Raw genomic sequence first — 22,838 nt, 5'->3', positions numbered from 1 at the left:
TGTTTCCACAGGAGTCAGTTACGACTCTAGACGAGTTTGGGACACGACCGAAAAGTTTTACCCATTAGAACAGTGTATGTTTATCCCAGAACAATGGGTGAGGCTCCAGGAATCCCACGAGTAGTGCTCAGATATTGGGCCGTGCTTGGATTCTTCCTTGTACCTATTAGTCTCGGTCATACCCTCTTTCTGAGCCCAACCCTGATCGGGAGTTATATTTTTAGCCCTGAACTTGCGGGCTACGTCATGTATACTGCAGTATCGTGGTTTGTCATCTATACAGCGTTGACTGTTTCCTTATTCCGCGTTTCCGGTGTGGACTCCATTCAGGAGTTCTTTGAAGATGTAAATAGCCAAGAGAAACAATATCTTCTAGTATTTATTGCTGTATTCGTTAATACGATTGTGCTGATCGGTGCTCTACTTGGATTCACTATTGGAAGTATATCCACTCCTGCACTAGGCATTACAATTGCTGTTGTGTATCCGATATTTGAGCTTAGATTCATGCTGGCAGTCCCTACTCCTGCCCGTTTAGTAATACAATTGGCAGTCTCTGTGGCACACATGTTTGGTGCCGCCAAAGACGTCACCGCAGATGCGCTCTTAGATAGTATTGCTAGAGGAAAAAATAATTCTCCTCCATCTTCTATTGCGCATTGACCAGTTCGAGTTCCTCTGTTAGCATACATCGAAGTGACAACCAACTTCCAGCGGTAAGTATAGACCACGCTATCGTCTTTGATTCTAAAGCAGTTGGAAGGATTGGAAGTGTTGAGAGGGTAAAATCAACAAGAGTTGTAGTTGTGAATATGAATAATCCCATTGGTATGCCAATGATAATAATGACTTCAATACCTGCTTTCAGCCAAAATCCAATGATCCGCTTGGGTGTACTGTTTGACTCATATCGCCAGCGCACGATTCGTTCCTGCCATGTTTCGGGCTGCCTTTCTATCTCTTGATCTGAATTGCTTTCAATTTGTTCTGTTGCCATTTCTTATAGTACCGCCTACTTCACACCCTTTCGTCTTCAAAGTAGTCTATTAATCTATAGAGTTGGCGGGACACTGGCAGAACAATACTCAAAGAGTATACCACTGTTGAAAGATCGTGTCCACAAAACTGTCTTCAAATCCGTTCCAGGGATATATTCTCGCTACTCCCCAACCAATTATGGCATTTCTCATGGTGAGTATCACCAATAGGGAGAGCATCTCTACTTACTGGAGTACTGTGTCCGCGAATCCCGTCTTCGAGGACAATCGACTACCTCGGGAGTAGTTGTTCTGCTCTGCCAATCAGATCTTGATTAAATTCGTTTCCATTACGCCCATGGTGGACCCGTCGATGGCAGTTCGGACATAGTGCGATCACATTCTTTGGGTGGTCGGCCCCACCGTCGCTGCGCCGGCGAAGATGGTGTACCTCGAGGAAGGGTTCTCCATCATCAGTGAGAAACGGGGCATCATCACCACAGCCTTGACACACACCGTCAGCGGCTCGAAGCGCGTATTTTCTAACAACCTCCGATCGTGAATACGTGGTGCGAGATCGCGATTCGCTCGTCGTTCGACCTTCGCCATTCACACTCGCCTCAGCCTGATCGTACAGTTCATCTACGGGGATGTCATCGAGGCTTGTGACCCCAGTATCCATTTCCACACCACCGGCAGGGACGAGCTCGAATCGGACTGCATCGCGCATATTATCGCTACGATCTGGGAGACGCGTCCAGTGATGATCCTCATATTCAAACTGACCGACATAGGACACCTCCCACGCACCTTCACCGCTTTCGAAGACATGAATCTCGTCGTTATTTTCTTCGTGGTCCCGGATTGCTGCATTTCCGGCCTCCATTGTCATGTCTCCGTCTCGTCCTTCACCGGTGTAGAGTAGCCTTCCATCCTCGAGGAGTTCATCGTCATATCCGTGCCATTCTCCGGATTCGCCGAAGAAAATGAAGACGTACGGGTAATCCCCACAGGGCGCGATTCCGCTATACCTGTTTCCGCCGAACTCTTCGTGAATATCCTCGACCCGATGGTACGTCCGCCCGATTTCAAACGGAAGCTTACTCATAGAATAGCATTTGTGTTGGTCAAATAAATAATCGTCTCGATAGATATAAGACCAATTTAGAATAGGATTCTATCTGGCAAATGGATAGTCGTCATTCAGATATTGAACCTGTCCCTGAGTCTAAGGCATTCAAACAGGATATTGATTCTAGTAGTTTAGTCGACTTTGAGATAGCGTTCTTTATGCTAGTGTTGACGGTCGTTCTTGCTTATCCTCGTAATGGGGTTCTGACTTACCAAATCTTAAAACTCCTTCTGGTGGCTTTTGCGTTTTTGACTGTAATTCGGAGAATCATTGTTATGAGAAATGAGTCGGATATCTATTCTCAGTTCATGACTGTGTCTCTTGTAATTATGATTGAGATCAGTATCCTTGGGGTCGTGTACCTTGTTGTCCAGTTATCCCACATAATGGGTCAGCATCTCCCTCTAAGCTACGTATCGTCATTCGTTATACTGAGTGTCGTTCTCTTTGTAACCCCTCTTCTAATCCAAATTGTATACGACCAAGAGGAACTACTGTTATTTAATATTGTAGTGGCAAGTTGGGAGGCAAATACAGCAGATACGGTGTTATGGAGAAGAATACAGAGAAACAAGGCAATCAAGCAGGCCAAAAAAATCGATCTTCCAGATAATGAACTTCCCGAAGAAGTCGTTCAGTTGCAGCAAAAAGAGCCTCGTCAAATAATGCCTCCTCTTCCAGGCGAGCTCGGCCAATTTCTTCATGGGGCATTTCTCACACTGCTTCGACGACCGATTAGCGTGTTCTGGGGTTGGATGATTTTTGGTAGCCTCGTTGTGTCACTCATGATTTTTGTCTCAACGATGCTAGTTGGATCTCTACTTAATATGCTCTACAAGCGATACGGTGCAGGAGAATTCTATCGTAGAATGGACTCACGGACTCGGATCCTCCTCCAAAATCTGACAATATTATATGCCCACTTTCTTGTCCTCTCGTAGTAATGTCCGCGAAGCCTGTATTCGAGGACATTTCGATCGAGATCGAGCCTGATTTGCGTACTGATAACCCGATCCTTCATGTTCTGTAGGGACAAAACTGAGGATCGAGGACACCGATGAGACTCAAGCCGTACCCTCACCGCGAGGGCAAGCGAGTGTGGTTGAGCGACGACGAACTCGAGTCCGTCATCGCGGAAGCGAAAAACACCGAGCAGACGATCGCGTTCTTACTCGCCGGGCGCTGCGGACTGCGCCGCTGCGAGATCGTCCAGGTGACGCCCGCCGACGTCGTCGAAACACCGACCGGCACGCACCTGCGAATCTGGGAGAACGTCGCGAAGCAAGAGCACTACCGCGAGCCGCCTGTCCCTGATCGACTGGTGACCTACATCGACGCGCACACCGACGCCGCCGGGATCGGACCGGGCGAGCCGATCGTCGACGTCGCCGACAAGACGGTGTATCGCTGGGTTCGCCGAGCTGCCGAGCGACTCCAGGTTGAAACCGGAGATCGCGGCTGGTCGTTCCTCGACGTCCACGACCTCCGGCGGACCTGGGGGACGAACCTGCTCGAGCAGGGTGTACTTCCTTCCGTTGTAATGGACTGGGGCGGCTGGGAGGATTGGGAGACGTTCCGACGGCACTACCTTGGGGAGTTCTCACCGGAAGCGATTCGACGGGAGCGAGGAAAAGTGAATTATTTGAATGGAAATCCAGACACTGAGCATACGCAAACAGACCGCGTAAAAACACCACTCACAACAAATTCAGGTAGCTAACTAAATTCTCTACAGAAAGAGACTCTTTTCAGAAGACAATTATACCTCCTCCAAGATTGATGTGCATAGCGATCAAACGTATAGATAGGTTCCAAGAATGCCCGCTAAAAACACCGTGAAGCTCCCTAGGGGGGTTACGCAAGAAGACGCGCGGAGCTTCATCCAAACGCTGGCTGAGGAAGAGGATCTGATAATTGAGTCTGTCGATGTGAGTGGTGGTGAAACGTGGATCTCTCTGAAAACCCAACCTAGCTTGCTCTCGTGGGGTGAGAAAATCAATTTAAGAATCGATGACGATGAAATTGAGATAGAGAGTAAAGCATCCAGTCAGATCATAGATTGGGGTAAACCAGATGACAACGTTGATCTGGTCACTCAAAGACTGAAAAGCGACTTCGGGAGAAGAAGTAACTACGTATAAATGCGGGTTTTTGTGGAGTGCTATAACTGTGGTGAGAAGATCTATTTAGAGGATATTCGTGACAGACGTAATGAATATCCAGCCAATATTCAACTAGAATGTTCAAATTGTGGTTCTGAGTTTTACTACGCTCGAGAAGATATCCATGCGGAGCCATCCGGAAACTCGACAGCCGCAGGTGCTATTATAGGAGGTGCAGCAGGTGCTCTTGCCGGACCCATTGGCGTTCCAATTGGTGCCGGAATCGGAAGTATACTTGGACAGAATGCTGACCAAGAGGAAAAAGAAAATATTGACAGATTCTATGGGCGAGATTCCGGAATCAAGTGAAGCGGCAACTCCTACAAATAAGCCACTAGTCCTAGCTGCTGCTATCGTCGTTGCCATCTGGATATCTCGCACTTATTTTCCCGTTTTCGATATTGTTGAGGAAAATATCGTATTTCTAGCCAGGATTGTTCAAGGATGGGCAATTGTAGTCTATTTTCTCATAATAGTGAAATTCACTTTCGACTCTGGACTTATAAATAGCTACAACCCTCGAGAAAGGACTGCTGTTACTGTCGCAAAATATGGTGGCCCGATCTTTGGCCTCTTCACCGAATTAACGCGTATTATAACGTACTCGCAGATATCCATGCTTCTCTTCTTCGGGATCACATTTAATGGTTGGAATCACAATTTCTCATCAACCGGTGCCAACTATTGGCTACTAACAGCTCTCGCTGTTCTCGTTGGGATTCTTGCAATAATGGATGTTGGTGCCAGATCACGTGACCTCCGATATTGGTCAAATGTAAACGAATTTGTTCCTGGCGAAGTCGATGTTCTTGACGACGACTGATCAAATTCACTGATATTTTGTGGGTCGAGCGACGACCAGCTGTACGATGAGACGGGCGATGCCGGATGGGATCACCTCGGCTTCCACGATTTCCGACGGACCTGGGGGACGAACCTGCTCGTGCAGGGTGTATTTCTGCCCTTTGCGATAGACTGGACCAGTTGGGAAGACTGGAAGACGTTCCGACGGCACTATCTCGGAAAATTCTCACCGGAGGCGGTTCAGCGAGCGTGTGGGAAAGTTCGCTATCTTGGCGGAGAGAATCGAGAACAGATGAGTTGAGATCATACAAGGTGGTTGGTCACCGTAGATTAACATAGAGTCATCTTTATTCCCAAAAGGAAGTTAGAAGTTTCACGAATAATTATATCTAAGACAGATCTATTGACTATGGCTTGGAGTCATCATTTACATAGTGCAAATAAACCTCAATCAGTACAGGCACCCAGAAGTTCTGTCATGGTATTCAAGGTGGTTTCGTTTTTAATATTGTTTTTGATTTCTTCCATATTACTTATAGTTGTTCTACTCATTGAACCACCAACTGTGTCCTTTTTTGAAGCGCTATGGCTATTTTTCATAATATACTTTACAATCATAATCTCTTCCGTTATCGCAATTTACTCTTGGCGGTTTGGAGATTACCTCCAGAAAGAGATGGGAAAAGTATGGGGAAAATATCTTGGTGAGGTAGATTCTGAAACAGAGTTTCCTACTATACCAGGGTTCTTATCTTATTTCTTTAAAGAGGAGATCCCCTATATTCCTCCGTCAAGGCAGAAACCTGGCCTATATACTGGCTTTCAACAAACCCTTGCGGGATTTTTCACGCTATTAATATTGGTAATCTTAGTAGGAGGCGCTTTTCTATTATTCGATTATGTTGGTTGGGTATCGCTCTCTAGTGTTTCAACATCAGATGGTTTTCAATCTGAATTCTTGCCCATATTCGGATTAGCAATCTCTGCAATAGGTGGGAAACCTCTAGCACTACTAGCTGTTATTGGTTTTGTTTTTTTCCAGTCTGCAACCTGGACAGTATTCTTACTCTTAACAGCGGGACCAGCATCATTCTATGTGCTTGTTGGCATTGCGAATATATCTATAGAACTTGAATATAGATTGATAGAATACGTAATTTAATAATACATTCATAACTGGCCTGGAACATCCTCGAGCGTCAGTCCCTCGCTTGCCGCAACTTCGTGAGCGAGTTGAATTGCTCGTTCTTCGCGATCGCCCTCACAATCCCAGCGCGCGTATCGGACGAGCGCATCAGCAACGAGTATGCAGTCTTGTGTATCCCAGTCATCCGGATATTGAATGTACATCAGCGGCTTTGGCTGCGTTTTCTCTTATAAAATCTCGGGAAAGACAGAACGACGATCAACTGCGAAGAACACGAGCAGTTGGTCGCGGTTGGTGATCTGCATCGATTTCGCCCTCCAAATAGAGTTTTCCCCACCTTGTGATCTCATACATCTCATGATGTATTGGTGCAATTAGCCCAGCCCAGGTGAGTACTTGACATCGCTCTCGTATCCGGGCTTTTGACGCATCAAACTCAGGTTGTGAAGCCATTAGTGATACTGATGACCACGATTCTTCGCTCAGGTGCTCAAGAATCCGATCGTCAAGTTGCTGCATCCACGTCGCTGTTTTTCTAAGAGACATCGTTTTCACCCAGCGTGATTCGATCCTGTTTCTCCGTTTCCATTCCCGTTTTCGTCCGTAACATCAATCGGGGTCTCTGGAGCGTCTTCGCTTGTATCGAGTTCGCCGTCGAGATATGCTTCTCCCCGCTCTGTAATCACGTAAACTCCGTTTCCAAGATGGGTAAGTAGACCATGCTCTGCTAGTTTTCTTAGACGTCGAGAGATATGAGATTTCGAAACTCGAACGTAACCACTCTCCTCGAGCTCTTTGGGCGATCCTGATCCCTCCCTACGTATGTACTCAAGTATACGATCGTCCCAGATCGTCATCCATGACCCTGATTTACGCATTCACGTCCCCTTTACACCTTTTAGTACCCTATTTGCCCCGAATAGTGCTATTTAGACACAGCGTTACATTTATGCAACGGTAGGACATTGGTAGCTGATGAGGAGCTACCAACTCGGCTGAAGATGACTCTTGTTGGTATGTGAGACCGGGCGGCGTTGCAGCGCCGCCCAGAAGGTAGCTCCGTTCACCAAGGATGATTGACGGAACCACTGTGGGGCTGATCCCCCACGCACGACAAGAGGCATCGCCGACGAATAATACTGACGCTCGTTGCGACTGCGGCGCTCGAGCGGACGGCTACGACGCCCGTCGCGGTGAAGCGACGTGCCGAGTCTGTGCGCAGACTCGAGCCGATGGCGGCCTCGAGGAGACGTCGCCGACGGAACGCCAGGCCGACGCGCTCGAGGCGATCGCCGAGGAGATGCGCCACCAGAACGCTGTTCTCACCGAGATCGTCAACACGCTCGATGCGATCCACGGTGAAGGGATGCGCTCGCCGACGGCGATCAACACGGCGATCGACGACCACGCGGTCACGCGCGACGAGCGGGAGGGGATCTGAACATGACCACGTGGTCAGACCTCACCGGCTTCCAGCGTGACGTCCTCGAGGAGACCGCTCGACTCGAGCGCGACGGCGAGGATCCCTACGGACTCGCGATCAAGGAGATGCTCGAGGAGCAACACGGCGAAGTGCTCCACGGCCAGCTGTACCAGAACCTCAACACGCTCGTCGACGACGGGCTTCTCGAGCGCGACGAACTCGACGGCCGAACGAACAGCTACACGCTGACGTCCGACGCGAAAGCGATGCTCGAGGAGAGTATCTACCGCCGAGCCGACGCGTGTGAGCTCTTGGTGACCGACGGAGGTGAGCGATGAACTCGCTCTACTCCTGCGACACGCCCGGCTGCGACGGCTGGAAAGAGGTCATCACGCCCGACGGCTACGTCTGCCGGGACTGCGCCGACAAACTCGAGGAGTACTACGAAGCCGAACCCGAACTGGTGACTGATGGTGGCGTCGCCGTCGACGACACGGACACGTTCGCCGACGAGTTGGAGACGCCCGAGGATCCAGGTGCGATTCGGCTCCCTCACTCGTTCCTCGTCACCGCTTCCGGACCAGTGACCCGCGTCACTGAACGGAGCGACGACACGATCGAGAAGGTGCGCGTCGACGTCTCGATCACCCGCCGACTCGAGACGCTTGCGGCGTTCGCTGACTTCTGGAAGCTCCGGAACCAGCGCTACTGGAAGGCTGGCGCGGTCGAGACGCTGCTCAACAGTGAGGACGCCAACACGAACTACGAACTCACTCGAGAGGACATCGAGGACTGGGACGTCGTCGCCGACGGCCGTGTCGAGGCGTTCGTCGGACTCGCCCGAGCGATGGTCGACTACGACGGTTCCGATCCTCGAGGAAGCGACCTTCCGAGGACGATCGCCGACCGACTCCGTCTCGCCGGCGAAGGTCACCGTGACGTCGACCACGTCGTGACGGACTTCGCCCGAGATCTGCGCTCGTCGGATCTCTGGGGGAAGGGTGCCGATCTGGCGTACATCAACGTCAGGCACGCCCAGCACGAGGACATCGAGAGCGACCTCGAGCGCGTTCTCGAGGAGTTGCAGGAGGGATCGGAATGACGGTCGTGCCCGAGACCGTCACCTGCGCGACTTGCGGTAGTACCGCTCGTCGAGCGACCTGGGGCAGTACCGACACCATCTGCTACCGCTGTACGGAGTGCCACGCTGGCGGACACATCGCGCACACCGACGACGGCGAGGAACTCCGACGTGGTGGCGTCTTCGAGCCGCTCCAGAACTACGCAACGCGGAGGGTTCGAGCATGAGTGACGACGACGCGATCACCATCACGACAGAACTCACGCGCGGGACGTCGACCGACGATCGCGACAAGATCCGCGCAGAAGTGAGCGCCGAGTCCGTCGACGAACTCGATCACAAACTCGAGCGGGTTCGCCGACAGCTCGAAGATTGGGCCGACGAGGTCCGAAACATCCAGCCGGAGAACTCTCGAGGACGTCGTCGCCTTGCCGACGATCAGTCCGAACTCGGAGAGGTGGAAGCATGAACGGATACTGCACGGGCGGTATTGAACGCCAACACGCGCTCGGAATGTCGAACGGCTACTGGCATCAGTGTCGTGAGTATGATGAGCCGGTGATGGCCTTTCCGGATACGAATGGCCGCCTTCGGTGCGCTCGATGTGGTGCGTTCTGCAAGACGAGTACCGGAATCACGCACGTTGACGTACATCCGATTCGGTACTCGGAGCGGTACGTAGACACGGACACTGAACATGAGCGAGGTGACCGATGAGCGACCTCGAGCCGATCACGCCCCAGGAGGCGGTCGACCTCTACGTCGCCCACCGCGAACTCGAGGTGAGCCGGAAGACGTTACAGAACCACAGGTACCGGCTGAACGCGTTCGTCGAGTGGTGTGACGAGGTCGGGCTCGACAACCTCAACGATCTCACCGGGCGAGACCTTCACCGCTACCGCGTGTGGCGACAGCAAGACGTGAATCTCGTCACACTTCGCGGTCAACTGGCTACACTGCGTGTCTTCCTCGAGTTCTGCGCGTCGATCGACGCCGTCGAGCCGGGGATGCGCGAGCGGGTGAAGTTGCCCGACGTCGATCGCGACGACGAGGCGCGCGACGAGATGCTCGACGAGGACCGAGCTCGGGAACTTCTGAGCTACCTCGAGCGGTACCAACGGGCCAGCCGAGAGCACGTCATCATCGCAGTGCTCTGGCACACGGGGATTCGCCTCGGTAGCCTCCGGGCGATCGACCTCGACGACTACGACCCGGACGAGCAGTACGTCTGGCTTCGCCACCGACCCGAGACGGGAACGCCGCTGAAGAATCAGGGGCCGGCCGAGCGGCCGCTCGCACTCGACGACTACTACTGCGATGTGCTCGACGAGTACATCCGGTTCCATCGGCACGACGTCGTCGACGAGCACGGACGCGAGCCGCTTATCACGAGCGACAAGGGCCGGCTCAGTGCCGGTCAGATTCGGTCGGAGGTGTACCGGCTCACTCAGCCCTGTCTCTACGGTGAGTGCCCACACGACCGCGATCCAGATGACTGCGAGGCGCGCTTCTACGGCCACTACTCGACGTGTCCGAGTAGCCTCTCGCCACACACGATCAGGCGCGGCTCGATCACCTACCAGCTACGCGAGGACGTCCCCGAGGAGATCGTCACCGATCGGTGTGACGTTTCGTCGGACGTTCTCGAGCGACACTACGACCGCAGAACCGACCGCGAGAAAATGGAACAACGCCGAGACTTCATCACCGACATTTAAAAGAGCATGACTCAGAGAAACCGCGGAGACCGCACTCCCTCACACAGTGACATCGAGAAGCCGCGAAAAGCCAGAAACCAAGGGGTAGAAGCCTTGAGAACCTTTTTTAGAAGTGGACTCGCCGGGATTTGAACCCGGGGCCTCTCCCATGCCAAGGGAGTGATCTACCGCTGATCTACGAGCCCTCGTTCGCACTCAATTCTTTCCGACGGGAATAGATAAACCCCTCGAATTCCTCGAGTCCACGTCACTGTCCCACACTCTGCTGTCGATCGATCCGACGCTCCCTGCACGAAGATGACGCTACACCACACAGTTCAGTAACTATAAGTAACACGCCAGACACCATTCGTACGGAAGCGACGTCCCGACCAGTCGCGGGGACATGCGCCGAAATGCCCCGGGTGCCAGAACACCCGAGACGTGGCTTCCAAGCCGCAAGGCTTCGAAAGCCATGACCGAGTTCATTCTAGCGAGACATAAACGTCTCGCAAGACAGACGTATCGCACCACGACTCGAGTGACCGCCGGAGGTGTCCGATGAGCGACTCGAGCGACGACGCGACGCCGTACTACGAGCCGCTCGTGGACGCCGAACAGCTGGTCGGCGAGTGGCTGGCACCGGCGTGTCCGCGCTGTGGCGACCCAGTGATGTGGGTCCACTCGAGGGGGCCGGACGATCATCGCGCGTCGCCGTGTGGGTGTCGGCTCGGTGCTGTGGAGGCCCGGGAGCTGTAGCGACTGTCACGGCAGGCGAAGACTCGAGGGCGCGAGAGGTAGAAACCCTTTAGTCGGCGAGTGGCCAACCTCCGGTGGGAAGCGCACGGCCGCAAATCTGACTCGTCGTCCGATTGGACGGCTTGGGATTGCGGAAGTGCACCCGGTGAGAGCCGGATTCACGCGAAGCGGTCAGTGCGATTCCTATCCTCGACCAATGGCACGAATGCACACCCGCCGTCGCGGCTCGTCCGGTTCGGACAAGCCGACGGCAGACGAACCACCGGAGTGGAGCGACGTCGACCCAGAGAAGATCGAAGAGCGGGTCGTCGAACTGGCAGAGCAGGGCTACGATCCCAGCCAGATCGGGATCAAGCTGCGCGACGAGGGCGTCACGGGCACACCCGTACCGGACGTCAAGCTGGCGACCGGCAAGAAGGTCTCCGAGATTCTCGAGGAGAACGACGCGAAGTCGGACGTTCCCGAGGACCTGCGGAACCTGATGGAACGTGCCGTGCGCCTGCGCGAGCACGTCAACGAGAACCCGCAGGACTACCAGAACAAGCGCGCACTGCAGAACACCGAGTCGAAGGTGCGCCGGCTGGTCGACTACTACCGCGGGAAGGAACTCGAGCCCGACTTCACGTACTCCTACGACGTCGCGAAACAGATCCTCGAAGCGTAAATGTCCACCACGGGTCGTCCAGCAGCGTTGCCGACCGCAGCCCTCGAGAGCGCCGGCTTCGTCCGGATCGTCTCGCGGGCCGACGGTGACGCGCTGGCGGCCGTCGGGATCGTCGCTCGCGCGCTCGCCGAACGAGAGACGCCGTTCCAGGCGGCAGTTCGACCAACGGTCGGGTCGCGAACCGACCGGGTCGCCGCCGCCGACGACACGACGGAAACGCTCGCCATCGGCGCGATCGACGGCGACGCACACCGACTCGCGCCGAGCGATCGCCCGACGACGCTCGCGGCCTGCGATCTCTCGCGGGAGCTCGGCGTCGAACCCGATCCCGTACTCGCGCTCGCTGGCGCGTTCGCGGCTGGCGTCGAACCCGGCGCTGGCGAGACCGAGCACCTGCTCGAGACCGCCCGCGATCGGGGCCTGCTCGAGCGCCGTCCAGGCGTCGCGATCCCGACCGACGACGTCGCGGACCTCGCGTACTCGACGCTGTGTCGAGCGCCGTGGTCCGGCGACAGCGAGGCGACGACCGAGTCACTCGCCGACCTCGACTTCGACTCCGAGGACCTCGACTCCGAGGACCTCGACGACGAGACGTGGCGACGCGTCGGCTCGCTGGTCGCGCTCGAGGCGGTCGGCGACGAGCCGGCGACGGAGAGCGCGGCCCACGCGATCGGCCGCGTCCTGAACCCGCATGCGACGCCCGAGGGGCCGTTCGCCACGGTCGGTGGCTACGCCGACGTCCTCGAGGCGACCGCCCTCGTTGCGCCCGGAACGGGCGTCGCGCTCGCGATCGGCCACGACGCAAGCGAGTCGGCGCTCGAGGCCTGGCGCGAGCACGGCCGACGGGCACACGACGCGCTCGACGGGGCGTCGACGGGCCGGTACGACGGCCTGTTCGTCGTCGGCGTCGACGACGGCCCGGTCGAGACGGTCGCCAGCGTGGCGGCGCGATACCGGTCGCCCGAGCCGTTCGTCCTCGCGATCGGCGAGGGCGAGGCCGGGATCGCCACGCTCGAGGCGCGCTCGCTCGGCGGGCCGCTCGAGGCAGTTAGTCGAGAACTCGAGGCCGACTACGACGTCGGGAGGCGACGTGGCTACCTGCAGTACGACCCGGAGATGGACGATTCGACGATTATCGCGACGGTGAGGGATCGACTATGAGACGAGCGACGATTCGGACGGAACACGACGACCCGGAACTGGTCGCGAGTGCGATCGCGCCCGACAACACCGCGGAGATGGCGACCGACGTCGACGGCGACGTCGTCGTCACACGGATCGAACGCGAGACGACGGGCGGACTCCACTCGACGGTCGACGACTACGTGGTCAACCTCGACGTCGCGACGACGGTAGCACAGCACGCACGAACGCAGACCGACGCCGACGAGGCGTCTAGCGATACACACGAACCAGATCAATGAGCGAACGATCAGTCTTACGCACGAAACAGGAAAAGCGGTGGTACACCGTCCTCGCCCCGGAGCAGTTCGACCGGGAAGAGCTCGGCGAGACCCCCGCAGACGAACCGGAACAGGTACTCGACCGCACGATCGAGACGACGCTTGGCGACCTGACGAACAACGCCAGCGAGAACAACACGAAACTCACCTTCAGGATCACCGACGTCGGCAGCGACAGCGCGTACACGGAGTTCAAAGAGCACTCGCTCACCCGTGACTACCTGCGCTCGCTGGTCCGACGCGGAGCCTCGAAGATCGAGGCGTACGTGACGGTCCTCACGACGGACGACTACCGCGTGCAGGTCCAGCCCGTCGCGTTCACGACGAAGAAAGCCGACGCGAGCCAGGAGAAGGCCATCCGCGAGACGATGGTCGAGATGGTCGAGTCGGCCGCCGAAGAGCGCACCTTCGAGGAACTCATCGACGGCATCGTCGAGGGGCGACTCTCCTCGGCGATCTACGGCGAAGCCAAGACGATCTACCCGCTTCGCCGCGTCGAGATCCAGAAGGCGACCCTCGAGGCACACCCCGAGGAAGTCGCGGAAGAAGAGGCGACGTCGGTCGACGTCGACGAAGAAGACGTCGCTACCGACGACTGATCCCGTCGGTTGGCCGTCACTCCCGGAGCAACCACGAACGTCGTTCGGTTGCACCGGTAAACAGATACAGCCGACGTTACGACGAGGTTGGCGAGCGATTTTCGATCACGTTTTCGAAACGCAACGGACAGCGGTGCGCCTCGCGCACGCTCGAGCGACGGCGCTGCTGGGCTGCTGGACGACCGAGATCGGAAAACGAGTTTCGATCCGTCGCGGGAGCGGGAGTCATCACTCGGTGACGACGACCATGCCAGCCATCCCCGTCCGTTCGTGGGGGAGACAGACGTAGCCGTACCGTCCCGGCACCTCGAACGTGTGTTCGAACGTCTCGCGCGTGTCGAACCCACCTCGCCCCTCGCTCCAGGCCTCGCGGGCTTCAGTCTCGCTGTCGTAGCCGCCGGAAGCAAAGTACTCGGCGTCCTCGGGAATGCCGTCGTCGTAGGCGGTGACGGTGTGGAGTGCAGAGCTCGTGTTCTTCCAGACGACGGTCTCGCCGACCGTCGCCTCGTACGTCTCGGGGACGAACGCGTTGCGGGTCATCCCGATATCGTACTCCTCCTCCTCCCCGCCGAAGAGACTACTCCCGACATCTCCGAGCGCCGTACAGCCGGCGAGTCCGACGAGCCCGCTGCTTCCGAGTGCGGCGAGGTAGGCGCGCCGATGCATGGTCGAACGTTGGGAAAGAGGCGGTATAACGACCCCGGTTCGATTCTCGAACGCGCCCGGCCACGAAACGAAAACACGTAAGGTCGCTGCACGCAGAATCCGCGAGTATGCTGCCCCGGTTCGTCGGCCGTCTCGGCGTCGCCGACGCGGTGACGATCGCCAACGCCTCGGTCGGCTTCCTCGCGGTCGTCGTCGCGTTCGCCGACGTCCGACTCGCCGCCCGACTCGTCTTGCTGGCAGCGATCGCCGACGGACTCGACGGCATCCTCGCACGGCGGTACGGCGGTACCCCCGTCGGTCCGTACCTCGACTCGCTGGCGGACGTCTCCTCGTTCGCCGTCGCACCCGCCGTCCTCGCGTTCGTCGTCGTCACCGACGGACTGGGCGTCGACCTCGAGATGCTCTCGCTCGAGTTGCTGCTGACCGGCGGCGTCTGTGCGCTGTTCGTCGCGATGGCCGTCGCCCGCCTCGGGATGTACACCGCCTACGACACGGCCGACGACTACACGGAGGGGATCCAGACGACGCTCGCCGCGACGATCCTCGGCGCTGCGATCCTCGCCGGCGTCGCCGACCCGTGGCTCGTCCTCGGCGTCACCGCGGCGTTTTGCTACCTGATGGTCTCACGGATTCGCTATCCCGACTTGCTCGCCCGCGACGCACTCATCATGGGCGTCGTCCACGCGCTCGCGATCCTCGTTCCGAACGTCGCCGGTCGGACGTTCCCGTACGCGCTGCTCACGCTCGGACTGGCGTACATGTTCCTCAGTCCGCGGCTGTACTGGGCTCGAGAGCCGTCGCCGTCCGGAGTGTATGGAAACGCTTAGGAGTGTCCTGGTCACACCTCCCCGTATGAACACGGTCACGAGTGCCACGCCGGCGACGGCTCGCCGGGTGGAACCATGAGCGACGAGGAAGCGTCGGAGAGCGCCGTCGATTCGCTTCGCGACCGCATCGAGTCGATCCAGGACGACCTCGAGGCCGCCGAAACCGAATCTGACCTCGACGAGATCGACGCCGAGATCGAGGCCGTCCGCGACGACCTCGAGGCCGCCGACCTCCCCGAACCCGACGAGGACGAGGAGGACGCAGAGGATCCCGCCGCAGAACTCGAGTCCGACCTCGACGACCTCGAGTCCGCCGTCGAAGACGAACGCGGACCCTACGCCGACGACGTCGTCGCGGAGATCGACGACGCCAAAGCCGACATCGCGGAGACGCGCTGGACCGAACAGGGCGAGAGCGAACTGGTCGAGGTCGTCGAGTCGTTCCTCGCCGACCTCGAGGCCGAACTCGACACGTCGCTGTCCCTCGCCGACAGGGACGACGTTCCCTCCCGCCTGACGGCGACGCTCGAGAACGCAGGCGTGGCGGTCGAAGACGCGACCCTCGACCCCGACGACGACGCCGAGACCATCGCCGCGTTGCTCGAGGCCACTGACGACCTCGCCGCCGGCGTCGACGACGCCCAGTCCTGGAGCGACCTCTCGGTGCGCGAGCAGCTCGAGTACCAGGGCTACTACGACGTCCTCGACCACGTCAAAGACTACCCGCCGGAGTGGCACGCGCTGAAAGTCCACGAGAAGCGCGGCAACGTCGAGATGGTCCTGCTCGCACTCGAGACGTTCGACTCCGACTTCATGCAGGAACACTGCATCGAGGCCCTGATCCGGATGGGCCCCGAGGAAGCGATCGAGCCGATGCTCGAGCGCGCCGGCAAGCGCGACAGGGACGCGATTACCGTCCTCGGAAAGATCGGCGTCGCCGACGAGGACGTCCTCGAGACGCTGCTCGACTACGTCGACGCGGAGTCCGACCCGCTGCTCCAGAAGACGACCTTCAAGGCGCTCGGCGAGATGGGTGCCGAGGAGGCCGTCCAGCCGATCGCAGACCAGCTCGTCACCGACAACGCCGACGTTCGCAGTGCGGCCGCTCGCGCACTCGGACTGATCGGCGACACGCGTGCGATCGACCCGCTCGCGGACGTCCTCGACTCCGACGAGGAAGACACCGTCCGCGCCAGCGCAGCGTGGGCGCTCAACCAGATCGGCACCGAAGACGCACTCGAGGCCGTTTCCGGGTACGCGGACGATCGCTCGTACATCGTCCAGGCCGAAGCCGAGAAGGCGGTCTGACGCCCGACCCACTATTTAAGTACGATAGCGCGGCCAGACCCGCCGATGCGTACCGGGCTGGTCGCCGTCGTCCTCGTCTGTTCGCTCCTCGCCGTTCCGCCGATAGCCACCGGGACGGACGACGGCCCCGTCGGTCCCGGCGCACTCTCCTCTCTACAGTCTCCGCTCACGAACGATCCGACCACGGACGCACCGCCGCAGCCAGGGTCGACGTCGCTCGAGTCGTCGCCCCCACCGGTGGCCGCTCGCTCGCAGTCGGTCGCCGATCGCTGTCCCGACGGTCCGACCGAGTCGACCCGCCAGCGGGCGGCGGCGATCGATCGCGGCGACCAGCCGCGGGTCGTCGAACTGTATCCCAATCCGACGACGGACGGCAACGTCGGCGAGTACTTCGTCGTCGCGTTCCCCGACGAGACGAATCTCGGAAACTGGACGGTGACGGACGGTCACACTACCGCCGGATTCCCGAACGACTCCGTCGCCGGCCGAGTCGCGTTCAGTCTGGATCCCGCCGAGACACGCCGACTGACCGACGACCCCGTCGTCGAACTCGAGGGACACCTCCGGCTGGCCGCGGACGGCGACGATCTCGAGTTGCGCCGCGAGGGTCGTGTCGTCGATGTCGTCTCGTACGATCGCGCGCCGACCGCCGACGTCTGGTACCGAGCCGACGGATCGGGTGGCGTCTGGTGGCCGGACGGTACGACCTGCCTTCCCGTTTCGACCGCTGACGCCGACGAGGCGACGGCGTTCGTCCTGCCCGACTCGCCAGACGTCCCACTCGAGACGCTCGCCACTGCCGACGAACGGATCCTGCTGGCGGGGTATACGTTCACGTCGTCGGCCGTCGCTGACGAACTCGTCGCCGCCGCAGATCGTGGCGTCGACGTCGCGGTTCTCGTCGAGGCCGCCCCGGTCGGTGGAATGCCGGAAGGGACGCGACCCGTCCTCGACGACCTCGCCGCGGCGGGCGTGACGGTTCGCGTCCTCGGCGGTGAGAGCGCACGGTACGCCTACCACCACCCGAAGTACGCCGTCGCCGACGACCAGGCGCTCGTACTCACCGAGAACTGGAAGCCGTCGGGCGTCGGCGGTGCCTCGAGTCGCGGCTGGGGCGTCCGCGTCGACGACCCGGACGTGGCGACGACCCTGGCGACGGTCTTCAGTGCGGACGCCGACGGCCGGGATACGACGCCGTGGGTAGACTACCGCGAGACGGCGCGGTTCGTCGACGACGAGCCCTCGACGGGCGAGTTCGCCACGCGAACGACGTCCGAGACCGTCGCAGTCGACTCGGTCGAAGTGCTTCTCGCGCCCGACAACGCCGAAGCGCGCACGCTCGAGTTGCTGGCCGGTGCCGAGGAGTCGATTCGCATCGAACAGGTCCGGATCGGCGACCGCACGTTCCCGTTGCTCGAGGCGAGTCTCGAGGCGGCACGCCGCGGCGTCGACGTCCGCATCTTGCTCGACGCCACGTGGTACGTCGAGGACGAGAACCGTGAACTCGCGGCCTGGCTCGAGCGGACCGCCGACGCCGAGGACCTGCCACTCGAGGTGCGACTCGTCGAGCCCCGGGGTCGGTTCGAGAAACTCCACGCCAAGGGAGTCGTCGTCGACGGCGAGACGGTGATCGTCGGGAGTGCGAACTGGAACGACAACTCGTTTCGCGACAACCGCGAGGTCCTGCTCGTCCTCCACGGGTCCGAGGTCGGGACGTTTTACGCCAACGTCTTCGACGCCGACTGGGACGGCGGGTCGTGGCCGCTCCCGGTCGCTCTCGTCGGAGTGCTCGCGATCGCACTCGCAGCCGCAGGTCTCGCGGGCCGGCGATACGTCGAGTTCGACGCTCGAGGGGGGTCGGATGATACGTTTCGCTAGCGGCACTCGAGTCGATACTGCCCGTGCGATGGAAGCGACTCGGTATCCATCCGGTTGGCATCCCTTAACTCTGTAATTGGAGCACTATCTCTCGTCGGTCCGCGCTCAGACACCGTTATCGGCCGAAAACGCACGAGAATTGCGCTCCCGGAACGGAACACGTAGGTGAACGATGCACCAACTATTCGGATCTCACGCCCTTCTCAAGAGACGTATACTGTACCCGATAGGTTACTCATAATAAAGGTCGACACCGGCGAGGAGAGACGGTATGCGAGTAACGTACCTCGAGTCAGCGGCAATCGTGATCGAAGACGAGGATACGAAGATCCTCTGTGATCCCTGGCTGGTCGACGGCGCGTACTACGGATCGTGGGCGCACTACCCCGAACCGGATTTCGAACCCGAGGACTTCAACGACGCCGACTACATCTACATCTCGCACATTCATCCCGATCACTTCGACCCCGCGACGCTCGAGCGTCTGGACACTGACATTCCGGTGTTAATTCACGATTACCGATGGGATTACTTGCGGGAGGCGATCGAAGAGCTGGGATTCGAAGTCATCGAGCTGCCACACGGGGAACGGACGCAGTTGAACGGGGACACGCACATTAACGTCCTCGCAGCAGATGGCTGTGACCCGGAGCTATGTGGTAACTTCTTCGGCTGTACGTGGTACGATACCGAAGCCGAGAAGACCGGGTCGACGCAGGTCGACTCGATGGCGGTCGTCGACAACGGGGAGTACACGGTCGTGGATACCAACGACTGCCCGTACCCGATCGCCGAGTCTGTGTTCCAACGAATAAAACACGAGTACGGGCACATCGACTTGCTCTGTCACCAGTACAGCGCAGCCCAGTTCTACCCGCAGGCGGTGACGAATTACGACCACGAGACGAAACTCCGCGAGCGCGACCGCGTGATCCGCGAGAAACACGAACTGGCCCTCGAGTTCATCGACATCTTCGAACCTGATTACTACATGCCGTTTGCCGGCGAGTACGTGCTGGCGGGGAACCTCGCGCACCTGAATCAGTACACGGCGAACCCGCCGAGAGAACGGGCCTACGAGTTCTTCCGGCAAAACGTCGATCCGGACGAACACGAGTGCGTCTTTTTGAACTCCGGTGAGTACATCGACCTCGAGACCGGCGAGCGGTCTGCGCCGTTCGAACCGATCGATCAGGAGGAGAAACGCCGGTACATCGAGGAGGAACTCGCGCCCCGAACCTTCGACTACGAGACCGATCCGATGCCGACGCTATCGGAACTCAAGGCGTACGTCCCCTACGCCTACGAAAACTTCGAGGAGAAACGCGAACGAATCGGTTACAACACCGATACGACGGTCCTCATCCCATTGCTAGACGACGTCTGTCTCGAACTCTCGGCAAACGGCGAGGGGTACCGGTACGTGACGGACGTCGACGTCGACGACTACGATGGGTATCTCAAGATGGAGGTCGACCCGCGACTCTTAAGACGGCTCTTCGACGGCCCGCACAACGCCTACTGGGCGGACGCGAAGATCGGCTCGCACATCGGGATCAGCAAGGAGCCGGACATCTACGAACGAGGCCTGTTCAACTGTCTCGGCTCGTTCCACACCCACGGGTACGACGTCGAGACCGACGCCGACGTGGAGGCCACCGAAACGACGGAAGTCACCGAATCCGCGGGCGACTGACGCTCGCTATCGTTAGTCGTCGATCGGGACGGCGCTCGAGAGCGCTTCGTCGATGTCGGCGGCCGCCATCTTCTCGACGAGTGCGTCGATGACCTCCTCTCGTTTGCCCTTGACGAACTTGATCGAGCCGACGACGAGGTGACCACCGCCGGAGACGCCCGCGCCGGGGACTTCCGCCTCGAGTTCCGAGACCATGTTCGGGATGTCGAGTCGGACGCCGTCACTGCGGAGGACGGCGAAGTCGGGACCGTAGCCGACCGTGATGACCGGGTCGCCGGTCTCCTCGATCTTGCGGTCGTGGATCTCGCCGGTCGTCTTCCCGGGTGCGGGGTAGGTAAAGCGGTGGGCGTAGTTCTCGACGTCGATCCGGTAGAGGTGGACGTCGTTGTCGAGCACCTCGTGTTCGACGTGGGCCATCGCGGCGTCGAGTTGCTCGTCGACTTCCTCGCGGGCGCGGTCGGCGAAAAACGAGACGAGGTCGCGGTGGCGCTGCTCGTCGTCCGCGTCGACCTCGAGGAGGTCGCTGATGAGCTGGTCGCCCGAGTTGTACCGCAGCCAGAAGGCCGCATAGTCGAGTGCCTCGCTGACGTCTTTGAGGCGCGTCTCGTCGTACCCTTCTTCGGCTGCCAGCTCGAGGTACTGGTCCATGGCGTCGGCCTTCGAACGGTCGGCGAGGCCGGCGACGGCGGGGATGTGCCGGAGTTCGTCGGTGAGCTCGGGGTAGATCATCCGGGCGAGTTCGACACAGAGCATCCCGGTCGTGATCCGGTAGTCCTCGTCGTGGAGGTAGGGATTGACGTGGGCGTCGAGCAGGTCTTCGACGGCCTCGGGGTCGGGGTGGTGGTGGTCGATGGCGACGATCGGGATGTCGTAGTGGGTGAGCGTCTCGTAGGCCGGGACGTCTTCGACGGTCGAGCCGTTGTCGAGCATCAGCAACAGTGGGAGCTGCTGGCCGTGTTTGGCCCGGTCCTCGAGTGCGAAGTTGAGGTCGCGAGTCGCGTCTTCCATCTCGTAGAACGGCGCTTTCGCCGGCAGGCGCTTGACGAGGTGACGCGGGGCGTCGTCGTCCTCGTGGACGTCGGCGATGAACTGCTCGAGTGCGATCTGGACCGGGACGGCGGCACACATCCCGTCGCCGTCGGCGTGGTGGCGCACCCGGATCGGGCGTCCCTCGAGGACGGTCCGCCGGAGCAGGCGGGCGACCTCCTCCAGGTCGGGACGGAGTTTCTCGAAGGCCGGCCAGTCGATCAGGGGTTCGACCTCGTGTGGCTGTGCGCGGGCCTCGAGCGCCTCCTCGAGGCGTTCCCGTGCCTCGCGTTCGACGTCGCCGTCGAGCGTCGAGAGGCCGTCGACTTCGATCTGGACGGTTCCCTCGTGTCGTTCGGGCGTGCCGGTGACGCGCACGAGGTCGCCGACTTCGATCGAGGGGTACGCGCGGACGCCGGCCTCCTCGAAGGCGGCACAGGGGACGACGCCGTCCTCGTCGGCGACGTGAAAGAGCGTCGGGCCGCCGGTCTGTTTGACCTGGACGACCTCGCCCTCGAGGTGGATCTGTTCGCCGACGTTCGCCTCGAGGCGGCCGGTCCCGGTCAGCGCGTAATCGTGGGAGACCGATTCGACGTCGTACTCCTCGACGTCGACGGGTTCGAACGCCAGGTCGCCGTTCTCACGGACGTTCTCGAGTTCGACGACGAGTTCGTCGCCGACGCGGTAGGTTCCCTCGAGGACGGACTCGTGGACGAGTCCGGAGATCGAGTCAGAGAGGTCGACAAAGACGCCGTACTCGACGATACCGTTTATCTCTGCGAGGTAGGCGGTTCCCTCTTCGACGTCCTCTGCGGTACAGTCGGGAGCGAGATCGTAGACGACGGAATGTCCGTCTTCGCCGGCCTCGCCGGCAGAATCACGTGTCATCGTTGGGCGTAATTTGAGACGGTCGCGTATAACGCTTGCCAAGAAACGACGGCCGCGTGACGAGACCGCCCGCACGTTCGGCTGGCGCGCCTTTCGGAACGTTTAGCAACGGCAAGCCCGCAATGACCGATATGGGGCTGTTCGACGCGCTGTTTCGCTCGAGCGAGATCCTCGGCATCGCCGGGGAGACACTCGAGTTCGCCCTCGAGTCCGCCGAGGCGTCCCACCCGAACGAGTACATGGGGATGCTTCGCGGGACCGAGGCCTCGCAGCTGGGACTCGACCGGGACGGACTCGTCATCACGGACGTCCTCGTCATCCCTGGCACCGAGACGAACAGCGTGAGTGCGACGGTCAAGACGAATCAGATCCCGAACGACGTGCGGTCACTCGGGAGCGTCCACTCGCACCCAAACGGCGTGTTGCGGCCGAGCGATGCTGACTTGCAGACGTTCGGTCGGGGCTCGGTGCACATCATCATCGGCGCGCCGTACCGTCGCACCGACTGGCAGGCGTTCGACTCGCACGGACAGCAGACGACGCTCGACGTCATCGACGTCGAGTTACCGGACGCCGAGGACTTCTTCGACTTCACGCAGGCGGATATCGACGAGGAGCTACGGTGACGAGACCGACATCGA

The 22,838-nt window shown here is 59.3% G+C and carries 28 protein-coding genes and 1 tRNA gene; 22 read left to right on the top strand and 7 right to left on the bottom strand.

The genetic code is table 11. The features are described 5' to 3' along the window. Positions 1 to 93 precede the first annotated feature (93 nt). Positions 94 to 663 carry a hypothetical protein gene (locus tag MU558_RS13500; protein WP_246966946.1) on the top strand — a complete coding sequence of 190 codons (570 nt, stop codon included), beginning with the start codon at positions 94 to 96 and terminating at the stop codon, positions 661 to 663. Here the strand turns inward: MU558_RS13500 and MU558_RS13495 are convergent. After that, a complete protein-coding gene (locus tag MU558_RS13495; protein WP_246966943.1) occupies positions 650 to 997 on the bottom strand; it encodes a hypothetical protein in 348 nt (115 codons plus the stop codon). The two genes, MU558_RS13500 and MU558_RS13495, sit on opposite strands and share 14 nt — an antisense overlap. 272 nt (positions 998 to 1,269) lie before the next feature. Next, entirely contained in the window at positions 1,270 to 2,085 is an 816-nt protein-coding gene (locus tag MU558_RS13490; protein ID WP_246966941.1) for an HNH endonuclease, read from the bottom strand. A gap of 299 nt (positions 2,086 to 2,384) precedes the next feature. On the opposite strand from MU558_RS13490, the gene MU558_RS13485 reads away from it, so the two are divergent. The 5 genes from MU558_RS13485 to MU558_RS13465 all read left to right on the top strand — a co-directional run bounded on the left by MU558_RS13485 (position 2,385) and on the right by MU558_RS13465 (position 6,237). Next, the gene (locus MU558_RS13485; protein WP_246966933.1) at positions 2,385 to 3,050 is read left to right on the top strand and encodes a hypothetical protein; all 666 of its coding nucleotides are present in this window, start codon (positions 2,385 to 2,387) and stop codon (positions 3,048 to 3,050) included. Between the two features lie 116 nt (positions 3,051 to 3,166). Next, a complete protein-coding gene (locus MU558_RS13480; protein ID WP_246966931.1) occupies positions 3,167 to 3,829 on the top strand; it encodes a site-specific integrase in 663 nt (220 codons plus the stop codon). Positions 3,830 to 3,944: 115 nt separating this feature from the next. After that, positions 3,945 to 4,250: a hypothetical protein gene (locus MU558_RS13475; protein ID WP_246966929.1), complete on the top strand. Its 306-nt coding sequence runs from the start codon at positions 3,945 to 3,947 to the stop codon at positions 4,248 to 4,250. Positions 4,251 to 4,452: 202 nt separating this feature from the next. Further along, on the top strand, positions 4,453 to 5,094 hold the full coding sequence (locus MU558_RS13470; protein WP_246966927.1) for a hypothetical protein: 642 nt from the start codon (positions 4,453 to 4,455) through the stop codon (positions 5,092 to 5,094). 459 nt (positions 5,095 to 5,553) lie between these two features. Beyond that, the gene (locus MU558_RS13465; RefSeq protein ID WP_246966925.1) at positions 5,554 to 6,237 is read left to right on the top strand and encodes a hypothetical protein; all 684 of its coding nucleotides are present in this window, start codon (positions 5,554 to 5,556) and stop codon (positions 6,235 to 6,237) included. 8 nt (positions 6,238 to 6,245) lie between these two features. On the opposite strand, the gene MU558_RS13460 is transcribed toward MU558_RS13465, so the two are convergent. Then, on the bottom strand, positions 6,246 to 6,425 hold the full coding sequence (locus MU558_RS13460) for a hypothetical protein (RefSeq protein ID WP_246966923.1): 180 nt from the start codon (positions 6,423 to 6,425) through the stop codon (positions 6,246 to 6,248). 348 nt (positions 6,426 to 6,773) lie between these two features. Continuing rightward, positions 6,774 to 7,100 (bottom strand): helix-turn-helix domain-containing protein, encoded by a 327-nt coding sequence (locus tag MU558_RS13455; RefSeq protein ID WP_246966921.1) that lies wholly within the window; start codon positions 7,098 to 7,100, stop codon positions 6,774 to 6,776. A 194-nt stretch (positions 7,101 to 7,294) separates the two neighbouring features. Here MU558_RS13455 and MU558_RS13450 point away from each other — a divergent pair, with 194 nt between their 5' ends. From MU558_RS13450 to MU558_RS13425, 6 genes are all read left to right on the top strand, one after another. After that, on the top strand, positions 7,295 to 7,663 hold the full coding sequence (locus MU558_RS13450; RefSeq protein WP_246966919.1) for a hypothetical protein: 369 nt from the start codon (positions 7,295 to 7,297) through the stop codon (positions 7,661 to 7,663). Positions 7,664 to 7,665: 2 nt separating this feature from the next. Further along, positions 7,666 to 7,983 (top strand): PadR family transcriptional regulator, encoded by a 318-nt coding sequence (locus tag MU558_RS13445; RefSeq protein ID WP_322987018.1) that lies wholly within the window; start codon positions 7,666 to 7,668, stop codon positions 7,981 to 7,983. Beyond that, positions 7,980 to 8,747, top strand: coding sequence for a hypothetical protein (locus tag MU558_RS13440; protein ID WP_246966917.1), 768 nt, complete (start codon positions 7,980 to 7,982; stop codon positions 8,745 to 8,747). The genes MU558_RS13445 and MU558_RS13440 overlap by 4 nt, the downstream gene beginning before the upstream one ends. Continuing rightward, a complete protein-coding gene (locus MU558_RS13435) occupies positions 8,744 to 8,953 on the top strand; it encodes a hypothetical protein (RefSeq protein WP_246966915.1) in 210 nt (69 codons plus the stop codon). The genes MU558_RS13440 and MU558_RS13435 overlap by 4 nt, the downstream gene beginning before the upstream one ends. Next, on the top strand, positions 8,950 to 9,195 hold the full coding sequence (locus MU558_RS13430; protein ID WP_246966913.1) for a DUF7389 domain-containing protein: 246 nt from the start codon (positions 8,950 to 8,952) through the stop codon (positions 9,193 to 9,195). The genes MU558_RS13435 and MU558_RS13430 overlap by 4 nt, the downstream gene beginning before the upstream one ends. A gap of 244 nt (positions 9,196 to 9,439) precedes the next feature. Beyond that, positions 9,440 to 10,444, top strand: a complete 1,005-nt coding sequence (locus tag MU558_RS13425; protein ID WP_246966911.1) for a tyrosine-type recombinase/integrase — start codon at positions 9,440 to 9,442, stop codon at positions 10,442 to 10,444. A gap of 113 nt (positions 10,445 to 10,557) precedes the next feature. On the opposite strand, the gene MU558_RS13420 is transcribed toward MU558_RS13425, so the two are convergent. Continuing rightward, positions 10,558 to 10,629, bottom strand: a tRNA-Ala gene (locus MU558_RS13420). A 355-nt stretch (positions 10,630 to 10,984) separates the two neighbouring features. On the opposite strand from MU558_RS13420, the gene MU558_RS13415 reads away from it, so the two are divergent. From MU558_RS13415 to MU558_RS13395, 5 genes are all read left to right on the top strand, one after another. Then, positions 10,985 to 11,182 carry a hypothetical protein gene (locus MU558_RS13415; protein WP_246966909.1) on the top strand — a complete coding sequence of 66 codons (198 nt, stop codon included), beginning with the start codon at positions 10,985 to 10,987 and terminating at the stop codon, positions 11,180 to 11,182. A 196-nt stretch (positions 11,183 to 11,378) separates the two neighbouring features. Continuing rightward, positions 11,379 to 11,846, top strand: coding sequence for a 30S ribosomal protein S15 (locus MU558_RS13410; RefSeq protein ID WP_246966907.1), 468 nt, complete (start codon positions 11,379 to 11,381; stop codon positions 11,844 to 11,846). Then, entirely contained in the window at positions 11,847 to 13,007 is a 1,161-nt protein-coding gene (locus MU558_RS13405; RefSeq protein ID WP_246966905.1) for an exonuclease, read from the top strand. Then, positions 13,004 to 13,270, top strand: a complete 267-nt coding sequence (locus MU558_RS13400; RefSeq protein ID WP_246966903.1) for a KEOPS complex subunit Pcc1 — start codon at positions 13,004 to 13,006, stop codon at positions 13,268 to 13,270. Before MU558_RS13405 ends, MU558_RS13400 begins: the two co-directional genes overlap by 4 nt. Continuing rightward, on the top strand, positions 13,267 to 13,908 hold the full coding sequence (locus MU558_RS13395; protein WP_246966901.1) for a 30S ribosomal protein S3ae: 642 nt from the start codon (positions 13,267 to 13,269) through the stop codon (positions 13,906 to 13,908). The genes MU558_RS13400 and MU558_RS13395 overlap by 4 nt, the downstream gene beginning before the upstream one ends. A gap of 228 nt (positions 13,909 to 14,136) precedes the next feature. On the opposite strand, the gene MU558_RS13390 is transcribed toward MU558_RS13395, so the two are convergent. Further along, complete coding sequence (locus MU558_RS13390) at positions 14,137 to 14,574, bottom strand: cupredoxin domain-containing protein (protein ID WP_246966899.1); 438 nt, start codon at positions 14,572 to 14,574, stop codon at positions 14,137 to 14,139. 107 nt (positions 14,575 to 14,681) lie between these two features. Here MU558_RS13390 and MU558_RS13385 point away from each other — a divergent pair, with 107 nt between their 5' ends. The 4 genes from MU558_RS13385 to MU558_RS13370 all read left to right on the top strand — a co-directional run bounded on the left by MU558_RS13385 (position 14,682) and on the right by MU558_RS13370 (position 20,283). Continuing rightward, entirely contained in the window at positions 14,682 to 15,401 is a 720-nt protein-coding gene (locus MU558_RS13385) for a protein sorting system archaetidylserine synthase (RefSeq protein ID WP_246966897.1), read from the top strand. Between the two features lie 75 nt (positions 15,402 to 15,476). After that, positions 15,477 to 16,709, top strand: a complete 1,233-nt coding sequence (locus MU558_RS13380; protein ID WP_246966889.1) for a HEAT repeat domain-containing protein — start codon at positions 15,477 to 15,479, stop codon at positions 16,707 to 16,709. 45 nt (positions 16,710 to 16,754) lie between these two features. Further along, positions 16,755 to 18,587 carry a phospholipase D-like domain-containing protein gene (locus MU558_RS13375; RefSeq protein WP_246966888.1) on the top strand — a complete coding sequence of 611 codons (1,833 nt, stop codon included), beginning with the start codon at positions 16,755 to 16,757 and terminating at the stop codon, positions 18,585 to 18,587. 271 nt (positions 18,588 to 18,858) lie between these two features. After that, positions 18,859 to 20,283: an MBL fold metallo-hydrolase gene (locus MU558_RS13370; RefSeq protein WP_246966886.1), complete on the top strand. Its 1,425-nt coding sequence runs from the start codon at positions 18,859 to 18,861 to the stop codon at positions 20,281 to 20,283. A gap of 12 nt (positions 20,284 to 20,295) precedes the next feature. On the opposite strand, the gene han is transcribed toward MU558_RS13370, so the two are convergent. Beyond that, complete coding sequence (han, locus tag MU558_RS13365; protein ID WP_246966884.1) at positions 20,296 to 22,197, bottom strand: Hef-associated nuclease; 1,902 nt, start codon at positions 22,195 to 22,197, stop codon at positions 20,296 to 20,298. Between the two features lie 131 nt (positions 22,198 to 22,328). Between han and MU558_RS13360 the strand changes: the two genes are divergently transcribed. Then, a complete protein-coding gene (locus MU558_RS13360; protein WP_246966882.1) occupies positions 22,329 to 22,823 on the top strand; it encodes a Mov34/MPN/PAD-1 family protein in 495 nt (164 codons plus the stop codon). Positions 22,824 to 22,838 lie beyond the last annotated feature (15 nt).

The sequence above is a fragment of the Natribaculum luteum genome (genome assembly GCF_023008545.1).
In the GTDB taxonomy this organism is placed as follows: Archaea; Halobacteriota; Halobacteria; order Halobacteriales; family Natrialbaceae; genus Natribaculum; species Natribaculum luteum.
This window is presented reverse-complemented; position numbering and strand designations above follow the sequence as displayed.